Consider the following 16,026-nt stretch of genomic DNA (forward strand, 5'->3'; position numbering starts at 1 on the left):
GCCCATAAATCCCCTTCGGATGGGCGCGAAGTGACCCCGCGTTGCTGTACCGCCCGTGAACTAGGCTGGAGCCGTGACCCGCCTCATTCTTGCCTCCCAGTCCCCCGCCCGCACCAAGCTGCTCAGCAACGCCGGCATCGCCCACGACGTCCTCGTCTCGGACGTCGACGAGGACGCCGTGCAGGCCCGCTACGGTGTGACCGACCCGCACGACACCGCCCTGCTGCTGGCGCGCGCCAAGGCCGAGGCCGTCGCCTCGCTGCCCGAGGCCGACGGCGCCCTGGTGATCGGCTGCGACTCGGTCTTCGAGTTCGAGGGCGAGGCCCACGGCAAGCCGTACACCGCCGACGTCGCCAGGGAACGGATGCTCCGGATGAGCGGCAGCATGGGCGTGCTGCACACCGGCCACTGGCTGGTCGACTGCCGCGACACGGACACGAAATCCTCGGACGACGACGACGACGACGCCGGCACCGGCACCGGCGCGACGCTGGGCGCTGTCTCCTCCGCGGAGGTGCACTTCATGGAGATGAGCGAGGACGAGATCGACACGTACATCGCCACCGGCGAGCCGCTGCAGTGCGCCGGCTCCTTCACGATCGACGGCTACGGCGGGGCCTTTATCCGCAAGGTCGACGGCGACCCGCACACCGTCGTCGGGCTCTCCATCTCCACCCTGCGCAGCCTGCTGGGCCAGGCCAAAGTGAATGTCACCGAACTCTGGACCGGAGGGGCCGCCGACCCCGCCGACATCCGCGCCGAGTGAACTCCGGGGCACCTCCGCGGTCCGTGCCGAGTGAGCCATTTCGCACCACCTTGTAGGAACCCCACAAAGGATCGGCCGTTTACGCGCGGGATCCGCAAGTAATATCGGCGGAACCCACAAAACCGCGCTAGGCTCCCTGAAGGAAAGAAGGAGACGCCTTGTCAGCAAATTCGGAGCAGTCCGCAACGTCAGTGCCCGCAGCCACCACGCCGGGCACCCACCGCCTGAGCAAGGTGCTGATCGCCAACCGGGGCGAAATCGCCGTGCGCATCATCCGCGCCGCACGCGATGAAGGCATCGCCTCCGTGGCCGTCTACGCGGATCCGGACCGCGATGCCCTGCACGTCAAGCTCGCCGACGAGGCTTACGCCCTGGGCGGCAACACCGCCGCCGAGTCCTACCTGGTGATGGACAAGCTGATCGAGGTGGCCCAGCGCTCCGGCGCCGACGCCATCCACCCCGGCTACGGCTTCCTCGCCGAGAACGCCGAGTTTGCCTCGAAGGTGATCGCCGCCGGCATCACCTGGATCGGGCCCTCCCCCGAGGCCATCTCCGCCCTCGGCGACAAGGTCCAAGCCCGCCACATCGCCGAGAAGGTCGGCGCCCCGCAGGTCCCCGGCACCGCCGATCCGGTGAATTCCGCCGAGGAAATCCTCGAATTCGTCGACAAGTTCGGCCTGCCGGTCGCCATCAAGGCAGCCTTCGGCGGCGGCGGACGCGGCATCAAGGTCGCCCGCACCCGCGAGGAGATCCCCGAGCTTTTCGAATCCGCCGTCCGCGAAGCCACCGCAGCGTTCGGCCGCGGCGAGTGCTTCATCGAGCGCTTCCTGGACGCCCCGCGCCACGTCGAGACCCAGTGCCTCGCCGACGCCCACGGCAACGTCGTCGTCGTGTCCACCCGCGACTGCTCTCTGCAGCGCCGCAACCAGAAGCTGGTGGAAGAAGCCCCGGCCCCGTTCCTCACCGAGGAGCAGAACCAGCGGCTCTACGACTCCTCCAAGGCCATCCTCAAGGAAGCCGGCTACCTCGGCGCCGGCACCTGCGAGTTCCTCGTCGGCCAGGACGGCACCATCTCCTTCCTCGAGGTCAACACCCGCCTCCAGGTGGAGCACTGCGTCTCCGAGGAAGTCACCGGGATCGACCTGGTCCGCGAGCAGTTCCGGCTGGCCCGCGGCGAGGAGCTCGGCTACGGCGACCCCGAGGTCCGCGGCCACTCGATCGAATTCCGCATCACCGGCGAGGACCCGGGCCGGAACTTCATGCCCGCCCCCGGCACCATCACCAAGCTGTTGAATCCCACCGGTCCCGGCGTTCGGATCGACTCCGGCGTGGAGCAGGGCGACGTCATCAGCGGCAACTTCGACTCGATGCTCTCCAAACTGATCGTCACCGGTGCCACCCGCGCCCAGGCCCTGCAGCGCTCCCGCCGCGCCCTCGAGGAAATGGTGGTTGAGGGCATCCCCACCGTCATCCCGTTCGACCTCGCCGTCGTCAGCAACCCCGACTTCGCCCCCGCCGAAGGCCCGTTCAAGGTCCACACCCGCTGGATCGAGACCGCCTTCGTCAACGACATCCCCGCCTGGACTCCCACCGGCACCGCAGCTGAAGCAGCCGACGCCGGCGAACGCCAGCGCGTCGTCGTCGAGGTCGGCGGCAAGCGCCTCGAAGTGGTGCTCCCGGCGTCCCTCGGCTCCATCTCCGGCGGCGGTGGCGGCAAGCCGGCGAAAGCCAAGAAGCGCTCCCGGAGCGCCGGCACGGCGGCGCCGGCCGGCGGCAACGCCCTGACCTCCCCGATGCAGGGCACCATCGTGAAGGTTGCCGTCGCCGAGGGCGAGCGGGTTTCCGAAGGCGACCTCGTCGTCGTGCTCGAAGCCATGAAGATGGAACAGCCGCTTACCGCACACCGCACCGGCATCGTGATCGGGCTCTCCGCATCGGCCGGCGAGACCGTCTCCGCGGGCGCCGTGATCGCCATGATCGAGGACGGCGAGCCGGCCGGTTAGCGGCATCGCCGGCGGCGGGGGCAGACTTAGTTACGTGAAGCCATTTCTGCTCCTCGCCTCCCGCGCCGAGGACGCCGCCGCCGACGACGAATACCTCGCCTACCTGCGCTACACCGGGCTCGCCGAGACCGAGCTGCACCGGGTCCGGATGGAGGCAGCCCCGCTGCCCCGGCTGGAGCTCAGCGAGTACTCCGGCGTGATTGTGGGCGGCAGCCCGTTTACCTCCAGCGACCCCGCGGAGCATAAGAGCGACGTCCAGCACCGGGTGGAGCGCGAGCTGTTCGCCTTGCTGGACCGGATCGTGGCCGAGGACTTCCCGTTCCTGGGCGCCTGCTACGGCGTCGGCACCCTGGGACTGCACCAGGGCGCCGTGATCGACCGGACCTACGGCGAGGGCCTGGGCGGCGTCACCGTCAGCATCACTTCCGCCGGGCAGCAGGACCCGCTTCTGCGCGGCCTGCCGGAGCGGTTCACGGCGTTCGTGGGCCACAAGGAGGCCTGCACTGTGCTGCCCGGCGGGGCCGTGCTGCTGGCCAGTTCCGAGACCTGCCCGGTGCAGATGTTCCGGATCCGCTCTAACCTTTACGCCACCCAGTTCCACCCCGAGCTCGACGCCGACGGCCTCACCACGCGGATCGACATCTACCGCCACGCCGGCTACTTCCCACCCGACTCCGCCGAGGAGCTGATGGCCCAGGCCCGGCATCACAACGTCACCGAGCCGATGGCCATCCTGCGCAACTTCGTCGAGCGCTACGCCCGGTAGGGGCCCCGCCGCAGGCCCGTCGCGGGGCCCCGTCGTCGCGCTCCTGCCCAGTTATTCAGCCGCCACCGCCCCGGGACACGGAAATGCCCGGCGTGTCCACAGAACACACCGGGCATTTCGGCCAATATCCGGGCTGGAGCGTCAGGCTACGTTGTTCTCGTAATCCAGGTCGCGGGTTTCCTTGCTCACAAACAGGGCGATCAGCGTCAGCACGGCCATGGCGGTAAGGTACACGCCCACCAGCACGGGGCTGCCCTTCGCCAGTTCCCAGAGCCAGACGGCGATGAACGGTGCCACAGCCGCGCCCAGGATGCTGGAGACGTTGTAGCTGATGGCCGAGCCGGTGTACCGGACGTTGGTCGGGAACAGCTCCGGCAGCAGCGCGCCCATCGGCCCGAACGTGAGGCCCATCAGGGAGAAGCCGATGATCAGCAGGGCCATGGTGCCGACGAAGCCGCCGCTGAAGAGCGGAACGAACAGCAGGCCGAAGACGAAGATGCCCGCGGTCACGGCAATCAGCATCTTGCGGCGGCCGTACTTTTCGGCCAGCGGACCGGAGACCAGGGTGAAGATGCCGAAGAACACGACGCCGGCAATGAGCATCCAGAGGAAGTCGTTGCGGGTGAAGCCCAGGCCCGGGACAAAGGCAGCGGCTGCTGCCTCGGTCATCGGCTTGCCGGCCTTCTCGGCGGCGGCCTTGGCGGCGTCCAGGCTGGATGCGCGGGTGCCGTAGGTCAGGGTGAACGTGGTCATCAGGTAGAAGAGCACGTAGGTGGCGAGCATGATGAACGTGCCCAGGATCAGCTGGCGCCAGCTGCTCTTGAAGACCCGGCCCAGCGGCAGCTTGGCGACCTCGTTGGATTCGATGACCTTGGTGAAGGCCGGGGTTTCGATCAGCTTGAGCCGGACGTACAGGCCGATGATGACCATGACGGCGCTGAGCAGGAACGGCACGCGCCAGCCCCACGCTTCGAAGGCCGCCGGGCTCAGGGTGTAGCTGAAGACCAGGAAGATCACGTTGGCGATGATGAAGCCGATCGGCGCGCCCAACTGCGGGAACGTGCCGTAGATGGCGCGTTTGTTGGCCGGGGCGTTCTCGGTGGCCAGCAGGGCCGCGCCACTCCATTCGCCGCCGAGGGCGAGGCCCTGGGCGAAGCGCATCACGACGAGCAGGGCCGGGGCCCAGAAGGTCCAGCCGGGAACGGTGGCCGTCGGGAGGCAGCCGATCAGGAACGTCGCGATGCCCATGGTGAGCAGCGAGGCGACCAGGGTGCCCTTGCGGCCGAACTTGTCACCGAAGTGGCCGAAGACGATCGAGCCGAGCGGGCGGGCGATGAAGGCAACGCCGAAGACGGCGAAAGAGCTCAGCAGCTGGGTGGTCTCGTTCTGGCCCGGGAAGAAGAGCTTCGGGAAGACCAGGACGGCGGCCGTGGCGTAGACGTAGAAGTCGTAGAACTCAACGGTGGTGCCGATCAAGCTGGCGACGATCACGCGGCCGCGCGAGTTCACCTGCTTGGCGGACCCATGCTCCGTCGAAGTGGCAGTGGATGACATGTAGTGACGCTTTCATGAAGACCGGATCGCCCTGCGGAGAGGCGTCCGGCTAAGGAATGGATATATGTCTGATATTAGTTCCTCGTGTCCACGCAATGGACAAATGTTCCACTATTTGGACGATTCGTGTCGTCCCACCTGTTGGTCGCCCCCGCTGCGGCGCCCACGCCGCCTCACGCCGTCACAAAGGAGCCGATAGGCAAACGTCACAGCACGTTAACAAAGCGCGAGCGTCCCGGAAATGCGGCGTCCCTAGTTTTGAGGGACAACCCCGAAGGAGGTCCCCGTGACTGCTGAACGCATTGCCGACGCCGCAACCGGCGTTTCCCCCAACCACGACGCCGATGCCGCACCCGCCGCCGAGCGCACCGCCGTCGCCGGCCCCGCGCTCGAGTACCGCCCGGGCCGCTGGATCGCCAACTGGGACGCCGAGAACAAGACCCAGTGGGAGTCCCTGGGCCGCGGCATCGCCCGGCGGAACCTGAACTGGTCCATCTTCGCCGAGTTCCTGGGCTTTGTGGTCTGGCAGCTCTGGTCGATAGTGGTGGTCCAGCTCCCCGGGGCCGGCTTCCGCTTCTCCACCAACGAAATCTTCTGGCTGATCTCGATGCCCAGCCTGGTGGGTGCGACGCTCCGGATCCCCTACACCTTCATGGTTCCCCGCTTCGGCGGCCGGAACTGGACCATCGTCTCGGCCATGCTGCTGCTGATCCCCTCGACCGGGCTGGCCCTGTGCGTCGGAAACCCCGGCACCCCGTTCGGCGTCATGCTGCTCGTGGCCGCCCTGGCCGGATTCGGCGGCGGCAACTTCGCCAGCTCGATGGCCAACATCACCTTCTTCTACCCGGCCCGCGAAAAGGGCTGGGCGCTGGGGCTGAACGCCGCCGGCGGGAACCTGGGCGCCGCCGTCGCCCAGCTCGCCGTGCCGGTCGCCATTACCGTGCTGGCCGCCGGGACCGTGAACCTGCCGGTGGCCGGGCTGATGTGGATCCCGTTGATCCTGCTCGCCGCCTTCGGCGCCTGGAAGTACATGGACAACCTGACCAGCGCCAAGGGCGACGTCGCCGGCTCGCTCGCCGCGGTCAAGGAACCGCACCTGTGGATCATGGCGCTGCTCTACATTGGCACCTTTGGCTCCTTCATCGGCTTCGCCGGCGTGTTCCCCAAACTCATCAAGGACTACTTCCCGGCCTTCTCCTCGATCGGCGTCGGGACCGTGGCCTTGTCCCTGGCGTTCCTCGGGCCGCTGGTCGGCTCGCTGGCCCGGCCCTACGGCGGCAGGATGGCGGACAGGCTGGGCGGCGCGCGGATGACCGTGACCGCGTTCGCCGCGATGGCCGTCATCACCCTGGCCATGGTCTGGACCCTGCCGCTGGGCAACTTCTGGCTCTTCCTGGCCCTGTTCCTGGCGCTGTTCACCGCCAGCGGCTTCGGCAACGGGGCCACCTACCGGATGATCCCGGTGATCTTCGCCCTGCACAGCCGGGCAGCCCTGTCCGGGGCCAGCACCGTGGCCACCCAGCGGCTGGCGTCCTCCGCGCTGGGCCTGATCTCCGCGATCGGCGCCTACGGCGGCTTCGTAATCCCGCAGGTCCTGAACGCTTCCAACACCGCCAGCGGTTCCTACACCCCGGCCTTTTACGGCTTCGTCGCGGCCTACCTGGTGATGCTGGCCGTCTGCTGGACCTGCTACCTGCGCCCCGCCACCCGCCACGGAAAAGGACACGTCTAAATGAGCGACGGCGCCGCCACGCACTGCCCGTACTGTGCCCTCCAGTGCGCCATGACGCTGACCGTTCCGGAGGTGCAACCGGCGTCGGCAGTTCCGGCGGCTGCAGCTCCGGCACGGCCCGAGACTCCGCTGGAAGTGGCCGGCCGGGACTTCCCCACCAACCGCGGCGGCCTGTGCCGCAAGGGCTGGACCTCGGCGTCGCTGCTGGAGCACCCGGGGCGCGTCACCGAGCCGCTGCTCCGGGGCCCCGACGGCGTGCACCGACCGGTCAGCTGGGACACGGCCCTGGAGCTCACCGCCGCCGCGGTCAAGAACACCCGCGCCGCGTACGGGCCGGACGCCGTCGGGGTGTTCGGCGGTGGCGGCCTGACCAACGAGAAGGCCTACCAGCTGGGCAAATTCGCCCGGCTGGCGCTGGGCACCTCGCGGATCGACTATAACGGCCGGTTCTGCATGTCCTCGGCCGCCGCGGCCGGGATGCGGGCCTTCGGCCTGGACCGGGGCCTGCCGTTCCCGCTGGCGGACCTGGGTTCCGCCAGCACCGTCCTGCTGCTGGGCTCCAACGTCGCCGAGACCATGCCGCCGTTCGTCCAGCACCTGCAAGGGGCCCGCGACGCCGGCGGGCTGATCGTCGTCGACCCCCGGCGCTCCGCCACCGCGGCATTCACTGCCGACGGCGGCGGCCTGCACCTGCAGCCCCTGCCGGGCACCGACCTGGCCCTGCTGCTGGGCCTGGCCCACGTTGTCATCCACGAGGACCTGACGGACGGCGCCTACATCGCGGAGCGGACCACCGGCTACCCGGCCCTGGTCCGCAGCGTCGGCCCCTACTGGCCGGAGCGCGTGCAGTCCCTCACCGGGGTCCCGGCCGGGCTGGTCCGCGACACCGCCCGGCGGCTGGCCGAAGGTGCGCGGCAGGGCGGCAGTTACATCCTCACCGGCCGCGGCGTGGAGCAGCACGTGGACGGCACGGACACGGCCACCGCCGCCATCAACCTCGCCCTGCTGCTGGGCCTGCCGGGCTCGGCGCGCAGCGGCTACGGCACCCTCACCGGCCAGGGCAACGGCCAGGGCGGCCGCGAGCACGGCCAGAAGGCGGACCAGCTTCCCGGCTACCGCAAGATCACCGACCCCGCCGCCCGCGCCCACGTCGCCGGCGTATGGGGTGTCCCCGAATCCTCGATCCCCGGTCCCGGCGTCCCCGCCGTCGAGCTGCTCCAGTCCCTGGGGCGGCCCGACGGCGTCCGCTGCCTCTTCGTTCACGGCGCCAACGTGGCGGTCTCCGCCCCGGATGCGAACGCCGTGATCGCCGGGCTGCGCAGCCTGGACTTCCTGGTGGTCTGCGACTTCTTTATGTCCGAGACCGCGGCCGAGGCGGACCTGGTCCTGCCGGTGACCCAGTGGGCGGAGGAGGAAGGCACCCTGACCAACCTCGAGGGCCGGGTGCTGCGCCGCCGGCGGGCCATCACTCCCCCGCCCGGTGTGCGCAGCGAACTCTGGATCATGACCCGGCTGGCCGCGCTGTTGGACGCGCCCTCGACCTTCAGCGAGGATCCGGAGACCGTGTTCGAGGAGCTCCGGCTCGCCTCCGCGGGCGGCCTGGCCGACTACTCCGGGATCGACTACGCCTTGCTGGACCGCGGCGAGGAAGCCTACTGGCCCTACCCGGCCGGGAGATCCGGGACGCCGCGGCTGTTCCTGGACTCCTTCGCCCATCCGGACGGCCGGGCGGTGTTCACTCCAGTGGCGCCGCGCCGTCGAACGCTTCCGGTCGCGGCGGGCGGCGCCGACCCGGCGGGCACCCCGATGACCCTGATCACCGGGCGTCTGCTGGAGCACTACCAGTCCGGCGTCCAGACCCGCCGGGTGGCCGCCCTCGCCGCCGCACAGCCCGAGGCGCGGCTGCAGATCCACCCGGCCGCCGCCGCGGCGCAGGGCATCGCCGAGGGCGACGTCGTAGCTGTCGCCAACGGGCGCGGCGAGGTCCTCTGCCGGGCGGAGCTGAGCGCGGGGATCCGGCCGGAGACGGTGTTCCTGCCGTTCCACTTCCCAGGATGGGAGAGCGCGAACCGGCTCACCGAGGCCGCCACGGACCCGGTCTCCGGGATGCCGGAATTCAAGACCAGCAAGGTGTGGGTGCGGCCTGCTGCGGCAGGCTCCCGGGTCGAAGGAGTGCAGGCCGAAGTCCTCCAGATGGAAGGTGCATCATGACGGAACGGATTGTGGTGGTGGGCTTCGGCCCGGTGGCGGCGCGGCTGATCGACGAGTTGCTGCCCGCGGTGCGGGGAGGCCTGGTGGAACTGACGGTGGTCGGCGAGGAGGCGGAGGCGGCCTACAACCGGGTGCTGGTGGCCGACCTCGGCGTCGGCCGGACCACGGCAGGCGCCATGGCGCTGGCCGATGCGGCGGCGCTGGTTGCCGACGGCGTGGATGTCCGGCTGGGCACCCGGGTCCGCCGGGTGAACCGCGCCCGGCAGCGGGTCCTCCTCAGCGACGGCGGCTCCCCCGGCTACGACCGGCTTGTCTTCGCCACCGGTTCCCGTCCGGTAATCCCCAACCTCACCGGGCTGAACCCGGATCCGGCCGCCCCGGTGCTGCCCGCCGGCGTGACGGCGCTGCGGGACCTGGCGGATGCCTCGGCGCTGCAGGCGGCGGTAGCCGGCGGAAAGCGCGTGGTGGTCCTCGGCGGCGGCGTTCTGGGACTCGAGACGGCGCTGGCCGCAGCCGAGGAGGGCGCCGCCGTGACCGTCGTGCACAACGGCCCGCACCCGCTGGGGCGCAACATGGACCGCGGCGGCGGCGCCGTGCTGGCAGCTTCGCTGCGGAACTGCGGCGTGAAGGTGGCCGGCAACGCGCGCTCGGTCGCCGTTGAACACAACGCGCCCGACGGCGGCTTCTCCGCGCTGCTGCTGGAGGACGGTGCCGCGATCGACGGCGAGCTGCTGGTCCTCTCCTGCGGCGTCCGGCCGCGGACCGAACTCGCCGAGGGCTGCGGACTGTCGACGGCGGCCGGCATCCTGGTGGACCACCGGCTGCGGGCGCACCACGAACCCCACATCTTCGCGATCGGCGACTGCGCCGAGGTCCGCTGCCCCGACCCGGACTGCCTGGACTGCCGGAGCGCCCGGGGCCCGTCCGGGCTGGTGGGACCGGGCTGGCGGCAGGCCGAATGGCTCGCCGAATACCTGACACTGCTGGCCTCCGGCTCCCCGGCCGGGGCGGAAACCCTGCCGCCGCTGCCGGCGGAACAGCCGGGCGTGCTGGTGCTCAAGGCCCGCGGGCTGACCATGGCCGTGGCCGGGGACGTCTCCGCGGAGCCCTGGGACGAGGAAGCCCTGACCCCGGGCGCCGTTGGCGGCCGGGCCCGGCTACAGGTGGCCCAGTGGGCCGACCCTGAGCACGGGCGCTACGTCAAGATGACCACGCGCGCAGGTGTGCTTGAGGGCCTCGTGGCCGTGGGCATGCCGCGCACGGCGGCGGAACTGGTACAGCTCTTCGAGCGCGGCGCGGAGCTCCCCGCGGACCGGTCGCTGCTGCTGCGCCTGGACGGCCCGGACCAAGCTGCTCCTACTGCTACTGATCCGGACCGCAGGGTGTGCCGGTGCGCCGGGGTGAGCGGGACTTCCATTGCCGCCGCGGTTTCCTCCGGTTGCGGGACGGTGGCCGAGGTCTCAGCCTCCACCCGCGCCGGCACCGGCTGCGGCGGCTGCCACGAGGACATCAAGGGGCTCATCGAGAAGCACTTCCAAGGCGCGGTGGCCTAGGGACCTGCCTTAGAACGGGTTCAGCAGCCGGTCCACGAACTGCCGGGTGCGCTCCTCGCGCGGGGCGCGCAGCACCGTGTCCGGGTGCCCACGTTCCACGACCACCCCGCCGTCCATGAAGATGACTTCGTCGGCAACCTCGCGGGCGAAGGCGAGCTCGTGGGTGACCACGACCATGGTCCAGCCCTCGTCCGCCAACTCCTTGATGACGGTCAGGACGTCACCCACCAGCTCGGGGTCAAGCGCCGACGTCGGCTCGTCAAAAAGCAGCAGCTGCGGCCGCAGGGCCAGGGCGCGCACGATGCCGACCCGCTGCTGCTGGCCGCCGGAGAGCTCGAAGGGATAGCTGTTTTCCTTGTCGGCAAGCCCGACCCGGGCGAGCAGTTCCCGGGCCTCCTTGACGGCCTCGGCCTTGGGCCGCTTCTGCACCTGGACCGGGCCCTCGATGACGTTTTCCAGGGTGGTCTTGTGCGGGAACAGGTTGTAGTGCTGGAACACCATCGCGCTGCGGTCCCGCATGGCCGCCAGCTGCTTCTTGGACACCTGCTCCGAAAAGTCGACCGTGAGGTCGCCGTCGAACTCCACGACGCCGGCGTCGGGAACTTCGAGGCCGTTGAGGCACCGTAGGACCGTCGTTTTGCCGGACCCGGAGGGCCCGATCAGGGTGACCACTTCACCCCGGCGGACGTTCACGTCAATGGATTTGAGCACTTCGTGCTTTCCAAACGCCTTGCGGAGTCCGCGGACGGACAGGAGCGGGGTGGCGTCCGGTGTTGCGTCCGGGAGGCCACCGTCCGGGAGATCGGATTCAGTGGGCGACATAGCGGTCCAATCTCTTCTCGAGGGCTGACTGGCCGCCGGCGAGGACCAGGCAGATGATCCAGTAGATGACGGCTGCTTCCAGGTACAGCAGCATGAATTCCTGGCTGAAGGCCGCCACCTGTTGCGCCTGGCGGAACAGCTCGGTCACCAGGATCAGCGAGGCCAGCGAGGTGTCCTTGACCAGGCTGATGAAGGTGTTGGACAACGGCGGGACCGAGACCCTCGCGGCCTGCGGCAGGATGATCCGCACCAGTGACTGGCGCCGCGACATGCCGATGGTGTGGCCGGCCTCCCACTGGCCTTTGGGAACGGACAGGATGGCCGCCCGAATGACTTCGGCGGCGTAGCCGCCCACGTTCAGGGAGAAGGCGATGATCGCGCTGGGCCACGGACTGATGGTGATGCCGATGGACGGCAGCCCGTAGAAGATGACAAACAGCTGAACCAACAGCGGCGTGCCGCGGATTACGGAGATGTAGATCCGTGCGATCGCCGAGAGGACGGGATTGCGGCTGAGCCGCATCAGGGCGACCAGCAGGGCAAGCAGCAGCCCCAGGGCGAACGAGGCCAGCGCCACGGGAATGGTGCCGGTGATCGCCCCCATCAGGATCGGTCCCAGCGACCCCCAGACGAGATCCCAGTTGATCGTCATGATCGGGAGCCGCGTTCTTCGACGGTTTCCATCCGGCTACTTGGTGACGTCGGCGTTGAAGTACTTCTGCGAAATCTTCTTGAGGGTACCGTCGGCCTGCAGTTCGGTGAGGGCCTTGTCGACGGCGGCGGTCAGGCTGGTCGAGCCCTTGCGGAACGCGAAGGCGCTGAGTGACTTGTCCGTGGTCTCGGCGGCAATCTTGATGCTGTCATCGCGGGCCGTCTTCTGCTGGTCAAGGTATGTGAGCTTGTCGTTGATGGTGGCATCGACGCGGCCCTGCTTGAGCAGCGTGATGGCCTGTGCCCAGCCCTCAACCGCCTGCACGTTGGCTCCGCTCTGCTGTGCCAGCTTGTACCAGTTGCTCGTCAGCGACTGCGCCGTGGTCTTGCCCTTCAGGCTGTCGAAGGAGGTGATGTCCCCGTTGTCGGACTTGGTGACAATGACGCCGGTGCTGACGGTGTACGGGGTGGAGAAGTCGTATTTCGCCTTGCGTTCGTCCGTGATTGAGACCTGGTTGGCGACGACGTCGAACCGCTTGGCTTCGAGTCCGGCAAAGATGGCGTCGAACTGCGTCTCCTGGAAGGCCGGCTTGACGCCGAGCTTGCCGGCGACGGCGGTGATGATCTCGACGTCGTAGCCGGTCAGTTCGCCGCTGCCGTTGGCGTGGAAGGAGAAAGGCTTGTAGGTGCCCTCGGTACCGACCCTGAGCACCCCGGCGCTCTTGACGTCGCTCAACGAGGTGTCCGGGCCGCCTGCCGGTGCGGAGCTGGCAGGCGTCGTGGACGCCGACCCGCATCCGGCCAGGGCGAGTCCTGCAGCTGCGATGAGGCCGATAACGGAAAGTCGTGTGCGCTTCATGGTGGTCCTTCGTCGAGGAGCCGGCAAGGGCTCGCCAGCTTGGCCGCGTGGCGGCATTCTTACTTGCGACGATAGCAAGACCGCTCCTCGATGGAAGACCCCAAATGACGGCGTATGACGGCCCGGCCTGAGACAGGTTTGGCGATTGCACTCGTTCGCCCCATCAGGCCTTTCTCCCCTTGGCCGCGCTCCCCCGCTGGGCTTCAATAAGCACAGGATCCCACCGCCCCTGGGAGGCACCCATGTCGGTCCCCATCATCCAGGCCGTGGCCGCCGTCGTCGTGGTCGCCGTCGTGCTCGGAGTTGTGCTCAACCGGCAGAAGGATCCGCAGCGGCGCGCGACCGCGCTGACCCGGACGGGCGCGGTGCTGATGACGGTCTTCACCGTGTTCGGCGCGGCATTCATCGGCGGCTACGCCCTGGAGGAACCGGGCGGGTCGTCCGGTCTGACGGTGCTCCTGGCCTGGGCGATTCCGATGCTGGTCCTAGCGGCCCTCGCCTGGTTCTGGCCGGCGGGGGCAGCTCCCCTGCTGGTGGCACTGACGGCGGCCTTCGTGGCGCTTTGCGTGTGGTTTGCCGTCGACTCGACGATGGCGCGCAGCTTCCAGGAAGTGAACGGACCGGTGCTGGCCGTCGGCGTCGTCGCCCTGGCGTTCCCGGCCGCCATCCTCGGGTTGAAGCGGACCGCCCTGGCGGGTTGGCTGCTGCTGGCCCTGGGTGCGCTGCCGCTGCTGATCACGGTGCTCGGCCGGTCGGGCCCGATCGCCTCGCTCGCGGCGGCAAGCGCGGTCCCGCTGATCACCGGTGCCGTCTACCTGCTGGCGGCCCGGATGGCCAGGGGCAGTTCGGCGTCGGGAAGCGTTCGGGCCGCGGTCGTCTAGGCGCTGGCGGCGGGCAAGCCGGCCAGGAAGTCCTCCGCAAAGCGCCGGACGCCGTCCCACTCGGTATAGACGTAGTCGCGGGACATGTCCGTGTCCGGGGAACCCTGTCCGCTGACGATCCTCTTCATCATGTGCCGCTTGAGGAAGCCGTACTCGCTGTACAGCAGGGCCCCGCCGAACAAGCCGACGTGCGCCGGCCGCCACCCCGTTTCCTCCTCGAACTTCTCCACATAGCTTTCCGCCCGTCCCTCGTCCCCGACCACGGCGAGGCTGACCGAGAACAACGCCGAAGGCAAACGTTCCAGCGCGGCCTTGTTCGCGCGGACGAAGTCGGTGACGACCCCCTCGTGCTTGCCCATGTGGACCGAGGCGCCGACGATGACGGCGTCGTACTCATCCGGGAGGGCGTCGCCGGCGGTCTGCAGGTCGGCGGTCCGTGCCTCGTGGCCGTGCTCACGGATGACGTAGGCGATGTACTCGGCGATCCGGGCCGTCTGGCCCTCGACGGTCCCGAACGGAAGGTAAATGTTGGCCATGGTCCACTGTGCGAGCACCGTTTAGCGCCGGGCTAGGGCCGAATGTCACCGAGGGTCTTGACGGCGGAGCCGGCACAGCATGTGATGGACGGGATCGGCCCGTACGCTTTCGGCCCGGCGGACGGCCGCACCAGACTGCCTCAGGCAGCCCCACGATGAAAGGACAGACATGTCCCTGCTCGACTCAGCCCTCTGGGAGGGCAAGATCTACCTCAACGGCTGGCGCACCGGCGGCGGTGGGACCGCCGACGCCGTCGAACCAGCCACCGGCGACACCCTGGGCAGCTACGGCGTCGCCTCCGTTGCGGATGTCCGGGAGGCCGCCACGGCCGCTGCCAAGGCACAGAAGGAATGGGCCGCCCGCAATCCCGAGGACCGCGCGGCCGTACTGCGCCGTGCCGGGCAGCTCTGGGAGGAGCACGGCGCGGAAATCCAGGACTGGATCGTGCGCGAATCCGGCGGCATCCCGCCCAAGGCCGGACTGGAAACGCACATCGCCGCCAACGAATGCTATGACGCCTCTGCACTGCCCTCACTCCCGGCCGGCGACGTGCTCACCTCCAACGAAAACCGTTGGTCCTTCGCCCGACGCCGGCCGGTGGGCGTGGTCTCGGTGATCGCACCGTTCAACTTCCCGCTGATCCTCTCGATCCGCGCCGTCGCCCCAGCCCTCGCCCTCGGCAACGCGGTGCTGCTCAAGCCGGACCCCCGCACCGCGGTCTGCGGCGGGGTGACGCTGATGCGGATCTTCGAGGAGGCCGGACTCCCGCAGGGACTGCTCTCGCTGCTGCCCGGCGGCGCGGACATCGGCGCCGCCGTCGTCGAAGCCCCCGAAGTCCGGGTGATCGCCTTTACCGGCTCGACGGCGGCCGGCCGCAAGATCGGCGAAACCGCCGGCCGGCTGCTCAAGCGTGCCCACCTCGAGCTGGGCGGCAACAACGCGCTGATCGTGCTGCCCGGCGCCGACCTGGCCAAGGCAGCCTCAGCGGCCGCCTTCGGATCATTCATGCACCAGGGCCAGATCTGCATGGCGGCCGGCCGGCACATTGTCCACGAGGACATTTACGAGGACTACGTCGCCGCCCTCGCCGAGAAGGCCGGCCACCTGCCGGTGGGAGATCCGAAGAGCGGCACCGTGGCACTGGGCCCGGTGATCGACGAACGCCAGCTGCACCGGGTGGACGGAATTGTCCAGGACGCGGTGCAGGCCGGCGCCCGGCTGGCTGCCGGCGGCACCCACGACGGCCGGTTCTACCAGCCCACCGTGCTGGTGGACCTGAAGGAGGACAGCCCGGCGTGGAAGGACGAGATCTTCGGCCCGGTGGCGCCGGTGATGAAGTTCTCCACCCTTGACGAGGCCGTGGCGCTGGCCAACGACAACGAATACGGCCTGTCGATCGGCATCCTGGGCGACGTCGGCATGGCCATGACCATCGCGGACCGGCTCGACTCCGGCAAGGTCCATATCAATGAGCAGACGGTCTCCGACGAGGCGAACTCCCCGTTCGGCGGAACGAAGAACTCCGGCAACGGTTCCCGGATCGGCGGCCACCACGCCAATATGGAGTCCTTCACGGAGATCCAGTGGCTCACGATGCGCCCGGACATCGCGCCGTACCCGTTCTAAGCGGCCGCCTGAGCGGAACAAAAAGGGAGGGACCGGCGGAAACTTCCGCCGGTCCCTCCCTTTTC

Annotated in this window: 13 protein-coding genes; 8 read left to right on the forward strand and 5 right to left on the reverse strand. The window is 69.2% G+C overall.

Annotated elements, in window-relative coordinates; all coding sequences use genetic code 11:
* Positions 1 to 73: 73 nt before the first annotated feature.
* The 3 genes from AC1DBD_RS11400 (at position 74) to AC1DBD_RS11410 (ending at position 3,535) form a co-directional block, all read left to right on the forward strand.
* Positions 74 to 766 (forward strand): Maf family protein, encoded by a 693-nt coding sequence (locus tag AC1DBD_RS11400; protein ID WP_476982133.1) that lies wholly within the window; start codon positions 74 to 76, stop codon positions 764 to 766.
* A gap of 191 nt (positions 767 to 957) precedes the next feature.
* Entirely contained in the window at positions 958 to 2,769 is a 1,812-nt protein-coding gene (locus AC1DBD_RS11405; protein ID WP_476982201.1) for an acetyl/propionyl/methylcrotonyl-CoA carboxylase subunit alpha, read from the forward strand.
* A gap of 34 nt (positions 2,770 to 2,803) precedes the next feature.
* Positions 2,804 to 3,535 carry a glutamine amidotransferase gene (locus tag AC1DBD_RS11410; protein WP_441418413.1) on the forward strand — a complete coding sequence of 244 codons (732 nt, stop codon included), beginning with the start codon at positions 2,804 to 2,806 and terminating at the stop codon, positions 3,533 to 3,535.
* A gap of 141 nt (positions 3,536 to 3,676) precedes the next feature.
* Here AC1DBD_RS11410 and AC1DBD_RS11415 read toward each other — a convergent pair whose 3' ends face one another.
* A complete protein-coding gene (locus AC1DBD_RS11415) occupies positions 3,677 to 5,089 on the reverse strand; it encodes an MFS transporter (protein WP_441418414.1) in 1,413 nt (470 codons plus the stop codon).
* A 286-nt stretch (positions 5,090 to 5,375) separates the two neighbouring features.
* On the opposite strand from AC1DBD_RS11415, the gene AC1DBD_RS11420 reads away from it, so the two are divergent.
* Genes AC1DBD_RS11420 through AC1DBD_RS11430 form a run of 3 tightly spaced genes read left to right on the forward strand, consistent with a single transcriptional unit; the run spans position 5,376 to position 10,585 of the window.
* A complete protein-coding gene (locus AC1DBD_RS11420; protein WP_476982134.1) occupies positions 5,376 to 6,821 on the forward strand; it encodes an MFS transporter in 1,446 nt (481 codons plus the stop codon).
* On the forward strand, positions 6,822 to 9,032 hold the full coding sequence (locus tag AC1DBD_RS11425) for a molybdopterin oxidoreductase family protein (RefSeq protein WP_476982135.1): 2,211 nt from the start codon (positions 6,822 to 6,824) through the stop codon (positions 9,030 to 9,032).
* Complete coding sequence (locus tag AC1DBD_RS11430) at positions 9,029 to 10,585, forward strand: FAD-dependent oxidoreductase (RefSeq protein ID WP_476982136.1); 1,557 nt, start codon at positions 9,029 to 9,031, stop codon at positions 10,583 to 10,585. Before AC1DBD_RS11425 ends, AC1DBD_RS11430 begins: the two co-directional genes overlap by 4 nt.
* A gap of 9 nt (positions 10,586 to 10,594) precedes the next feature.
* Here the strand turns inward: AC1DBD_RS11430 and AC1DBD_RS11435 are convergent, their stop codons facing one another.
* From AC1DBD_RS11435 to AC1DBD_RS11445, 3 genes are read right to left on the reverse strand one after another with little or no spacing between them, the layout of a single operon-like run.
* On the reverse strand, positions 10,595 to 11,407 hold the full coding sequence (locus tag AC1DBD_RS11435) for an amino acid ABC transporter ATP-binding protein (protein ID WP_476982137.1): 813 nt from the start codon (positions 11,405 to 11,407) through the stop codon (positions 10,595 to 10,597).
* Complete coding sequence (locus AC1DBD_RS11440; RefSeq protein ID WP_476982138.1) at positions 11,394 to 12,059, reverse strand: amino acid ABC transporter permease; 666 nt, start codon at positions 12,057 to 12,059, stop codon at positions 11,394 to 11,396. The genes AC1DBD_RS11435 and AC1DBD_RS11440 overlap by 14 nt, the downstream gene beginning before the upstream one ends.
* A 36-nt stretch (positions 12,060 to 12,095) precedes the next feature.
* Positions 12,096 to 12,917, reverse strand: coding sequence for an amino acid ABC transporter substrate-binding protein (locus AC1DBD_RS11445; RefSeq protein ID WP_441418419.1), 822 nt, complete (start codon positions 12,915 to 12,917; stop codon positions 12,096 to 12,098).
* Positions 12,918 to 13,159: 242 nt separating this feature from the next.
* Here AC1DBD_RS11445 and AC1DBD_RS11450 point away from each other — a divergent pair, with 242 nt between their 5' ends.
* On the forward strand, positions 13,160 to 13,798 hold the full coding sequence (locus tag AC1DBD_RS11450; RefSeq protein WP_476982139.1) for a hypothetical protein: 639 nt from the start codon (positions 13,160 to 13,162) through the stop codon (positions 13,796 to 13,798).
* On the opposite strand, the gene AC1DBD_RS11455 is transcribed toward AC1DBD_RS11450, so the two are convergent.
* Positions 13,795 to 14,334 (reverse strand): flavodoxin domain-containing protein, encoded by a 540-nt coding sequence (locus AC1DBD_RS11455; RefSeq protein ID WP_476893213.1) that lies wholly within the window; start codon positions 14,332 to 14,334, stop codon positions 13,795 to 13,797. The genes AC1DBD_RS11450 and AC1DBD_RS11455 overlap by 4 nt on opposite strands.
* A 169-nt stretch (positions 14,335 to 14,503) precedes the next feature.
* Between AC1DBD_RS11455 and AC1DBD_RS11460 the strand changes: the two genes are divergently transcribed.
* The gene (locus tag AC1DBD_RS11460) at positions 14,504 to 15,961 is read left to right on the forward strand and encodes a benzaldehyde dehydrogenase (RefSeq protein ID WP_476893214.1); all 1,458 of its coding nucleotides are present in this window, start codon (positions 14,504 to 14,506) and stop codon (positions 15,959 to 15,961) included.
* Positions 15,962 to 16,026 lie beyond the last annotated feature (65 nt).

The organism is Arthrobacter sp. 10T419 (assembly GCF_056394105.1).